The sequence below is a fragment of the Methanobrevibacter sp. genome (assembly GCF_045116495.1).
In the GTDB taxonomy this organism is placed as follows: Archaea; Methanobacteriota; Methanobacteria; order Methanobacteriales; family Methanobacteriaceae; genus Methanocatella.
Map to the genome: position 1 here is coordinate 1 of NZ_JBGULU010000002.1, position 4,080 is coordinate 4,080.

Genomic DNA, 4,080 nt, shown 5'->3' on the forward strand with positions numbered 1-4,080 from the left:
GAAATCATATTTTGTGATTGTCATATTTCAGAATCATTTAAAAAATTTTAAATATCTTAAATTTTTAAATAAAAAACAAGTAAACCATATCATATTTTTTTAGTTTTTTATCAAATATGGTTTATAATATTTAATTGGTGATTAAAATGGATATAAAAAAAGTTGTAGTAGCTGGCGGAGGAGTATTAGGCAGTCAGATTGCTTATCAATCAGCATTCTGTGGCTTTGACGTAACCGTCTGGCTTAGAAGCGAAGGTTCAATCGAAAGAGCCAAACCAAAATTTGAAAGACTCCTTAACATATATCAGGGCACACTTGAACAGATGAAAACAGACAAAACCGCATACTGCAGAGGATTCAGCAAAAATCCTGACCTGAGCGATGAGGAAATAGATGCCCTAAAAGAACAAGCACAAAAAGCGTTCGATAGCTTGACATTAACCACAAGCTATGAAGAGGCAGCAGAAGACGCAGACCTCATAATCGAAGCAATTGCAGAAGACCCTGCTCAGAAAATTGCATTCTATGAGGAACTTGCAAAATATCTTCCTGAAAAAACTGTTATCGTTACCAACTCATCCACACTGCTTCCAAGCCAATTTGCAGAGCACACCGGAAGGCCTGAAAAGTATCTTGCATTCCACTTTGCAAACAACATATGGGCTCAAAACACTGCTGAGGTAATGCCTCACCCTGGAACCGAACAGGAATACTTTGATTTGATTGTCCAATATGCAGAAGACATCAACATGGTTCCTATCAAAGTATTAAAAGAACAGCCTGGATACGTACTTAATTCACTGCTTGTTCCATTCCTATCTGCAGGACAGGCATTGTGGGCTGAGGAAGTTGCAGACCCTGAAACAATAGATTTGACCTGGAGACTTGCTACCGGCTCACCGAACGGACCGTTCCAGATTCTGGACATTGTAGGACTTGTAACTGCATACAACATCATCATCATGGACCCTAGATCCCAAGACCCTGAAACAACACAGGGAAAAATTGCCAAAAAGCTTAAGGAAAAAATAGATGCCGGTGAAACAGGTATCAACGCAGGCAAAGGTTTCTACGAATACTGATAACTTTAAAGCGAATAGATGATTTAATATCATTTATTCATCTTTTTTTCTTTAGATTTCTAAAAAAAGTTAAAACAATGAATTAATCATTATTCTTTTTAATTAAATTTTCAAGGTTTTCAAACTTCTCATCGAACTTGTCCAACTTGCCGTTCAATTCTTCGAACTTGTCCAACTTGCTGTTCAGTTCTTCAAGCTTGTCATCATACTCTTCAAACTTATTGTGATATGTTCTTGTCAGGATTGCAGCCATCAGCGTTGCAGTACCGACACCTGAAATGATAAAGCCAGACCAAACCAATACTATACTATTCAGCTTACCTGGAACGGAATCTCCCAAAACAGCATAACCGTTACTTGTAAATGCATTCGAAACCATGACAATTGCATTTAGAGGATTGTTATTTTCCACAAAGTTAGTGATGATAAAGCTAACAAAAATTATTGAAAACAACAAAATTATGGTTATTCCCAAACCGTGGGACTGTGTATAATCCTGAAATTTGTTATAATAATATCTGATATAATAAATAAAAACAGGTACATGAATTAAATCAAACAATCCAATCAATGAATACTTAAACATCAAAAATGTTAAAGCTCCGTAAGGAACAAGCAACAATACCATCAGTTTACCTTTCCATGTGCTCTTATCAATGGTTAATGCAATATAAAGTGAAAGACAAACATCCAATGCTACAAGATACATTACATCATAAGTTATAAATATTAACGAATACATCACATTAATAAAACATAATGCCATCAAAATCAAGTAGGAAACTTGCTTTAAAGTATGAATTTCATCTTCAGGAAGATATTCTATTGGATTAAAAAAAGCACTGTTAAATTTGGGCTTTAATTTAAAAATAATTAATCCGATTCCCACTAAAAGCAAAAATATAACAATTTCACTAAAAAACTCTAACAGAGGCATGAAGAACTCCATTTAATTCACCTATTTAATTATATGAAAATACAATTATAAAAAAATTTGTTTTTGATGGTATCCGACCAGTTTAATGCAATTAAAAGGAAAAATCCAAACAAGGAAACCCCTGAACTTTAATGCAAAATTTAAAAAAATAATTTTAAATATTAAATTAAGAAAGCTATTATAAACAAAAGCTACTGATTGACATGAATATATTAGGCTATTTAACAAATCCAAACATAATCATTACATAGAATGTAATTACTTGAAATCATAGAATATTGTTTTGTTTTCCCAGGTAGTCAGCTTATATCCATCTTCCTGACGTTCGATGTTTTCCATCGGCACCAGAGGCACTTTTCCAAGTCCGCCAGGGGCATTGAATACATATGTAGGTTTGCACATGCCGCTTGTTCTTCCTTCAAGATGCTTCATGATTTCAAGGCCTTTTGAAATATCCACCTGGAAGTGGTTAATTCCCTTCACCTCTTTTGGATGGAACAGGTAATAATTGATTACACGATACTTGTGAAGTTCCTCATTGGTCTTTTGAATGCAGTACTTGTCATCGTTTACATTTCGCAGAAGCACCATCTGGTTTCGCACAGGTATTCCATGGTCAACCAATATGTCAATGGCTTTAACGGCCTCAGGGGTAATCTCACAGGCATGGTTGAACTGTGTCGAAAGCTGCACCCTGTATTTTCTAAGAAGACCTGCAAGTTCCTCATCTATTCTGAATGGAAGGGTTGCCAGTGTCCTTGTGCCCACCCTTATCACATCAACATGACCTATCTGAGATACCTTTTCAAAGATTTCTTCAAGTTTATCGTTTGAAAGCAGCAATGCGTCTCCGCCGGTAATCAGTACTTCCCTTATGGTTTCATTGTTTTTTATGAATTCTATTGACTCGTCAATCTCCTCTTTTGATGAGTTTCTGTCATGTTTGCCTATCAGTCTGCGGCGCTGACAGTGTCTGCAGAACATCGGACATGCATTGGTAACGTTGATAATAAGCTTATTTGGATATCTTCTGGTGATTTTTCCGGAAGGATTGGACTGTTCCTCATTCATCGGATCCAATTGACCTCCTTCATCCAATTCAAGAATATTCGGAAAAGACTGTAATTTTATGGGACAGTCAGGATTATTGAAATCTATTAATGAAAAGTAATATGGAGTTATAGCACATCGGTATTCCTTACTTACTATTCTTATATTTTCATATTCCTCTTCTGTGAGGTTAGTGTATTTTGAAATTTCATCAACAGTAGTGATGCGATTTTTCATTTGCCATTTAGGATTGACCCAGTCATCTTCAGTCGCATTCAGTTCCTTTAAAATTTTATTTTTAGTATTAACGTATAAACTGTTGGAAAATTCACTGCATCCAATTCTAACTTTTGACATATGCTTCATATCTTCACGAGCTATCATATCAAGTTCATTGGAACGGACTAATGATTTTTTTCTATTGATATTTATACTATCATACCTCAATATATTATCATTTTATAGATTAATTGTTAAAATTATATATAATAAGTATTATATCTTTTTTGATAATCTGGCCTTTATGTAATCTATATTTGTCATAAATAGAAAAAAACATCTAATCTTCCACTTATTTGGCCGAACACTTTAAATACTAACATCTTAATAACAAATATTAGAGGTGGACTATGACACTAATTGATGAAGTAAAAATGAAATGTTCAGTATGCGGCAAATCATCATTACAGCCAGTGTTAATGAGTTCCAATCAAATGGGCTATCAGGACATGGATACAAGACCGTCAGAAATGTATCGAAGCACAATGGAAACATGGATTCTGGAATGCCCTCATTGCGGATATGTTGCCTCAAGCCTTGATGATGATTTGATAATAAGCAGCGCCTACCTGAAATCCCAGGAATATGAAACCTGCAAAGGCATTGAATTTAAATCATCCCTTGCTGAGAAGTTTTACAAACAATACCTGATTGAAAATGAGAAATTTGAAGAAATAGATTCATTTTTTGCCATCCTGCATTGCGCATGGGCATGCGATGATGCAAAAGACC

Annotated in this window: 4 protein-coding genes; 2 read left to right on the forward strand and 2 right to left on the reverse strand. The window is 35.0% G+C overall.

Features of this window, described 5'->3' with window-relative positions; translation table 11 throughout:
- Positions 1-146: 146 nt before the first annotated feature.
- Positions 147-1,082, forward strand: a complete 936-nt coding sequence (locus ACJMLH_RS00020) for a 3-hydroxyacyl-CoA dehydrogenase (protein WP_405273924.1) — start codon at positions 147-149, stop codon at positions 1,080-1,082.
- Positions 1,083-1,164: 82 nt separating this feature from the next.
- Here ACJMLH_RS00020 and ACJMLH_RS00025 read toward each other — a convergent pair whose 3' ends face one another.
- Both ACJMLH_RS00025 and ACJMLH_RS00030 read right to left on the reverse strand, forming a co-directional pair.
- Positions 1,165-2,031 carry a hypothetical protein gene (locus tag ACJMLH_RS00025; RefSeq protein WP_405273925.1) on the reverse strand — a complete coding sequence of 289 codons (867 nt, stop codon included), beginning with the start codon at positions 2,029-2,031 and terminating at the stop codon, positions 1,165-1,167.
- Between the two features lie 246 nt (positions 2,032-2,277).
- Positions 2,278-3,516, reverse strand: a complete 1,239-nt coding sequence (locus ACJMLH_RS00030) for a KamA family radical SAM protein (RefSeq protein WP_405273926.1) — start codon at positions 3,514-3,516, stop codon at positions 2,278-2,280.
- A gap of 182 nt (positions 3,517-3,698) precedes the next feature.
- On the opposite strand from ACJMLH_RS00030, the gene ACJMLH_RS00035 reads away from it, so the two are divergent.
- On the forward strand, positions 3,699-4,080 hold a 382-nt coding region (locus ACJMLH_RS00035), incomplete at its 3' end, for a hypothetical protein (protein ID WP_405273927.1).

Bases quoted from the DNA above. Each gene is read 5' to 3' on its own strand.
- ACJMLH_RS00020 (WP_405273924.1), top strand. From the start codon at position 147: ATGGATATAAAAAAAGTTGTAGTAGCTGGCGGAGGAGTATTAGGCAGT.
- ACJMLH_RS00025 (WP_405273925.1), bottom strand. From the start codon at position 2,031: ATGGAGTTCTTCATGCCTCTGTTAGAGTTTTTTAGTGAAATTGTTATA.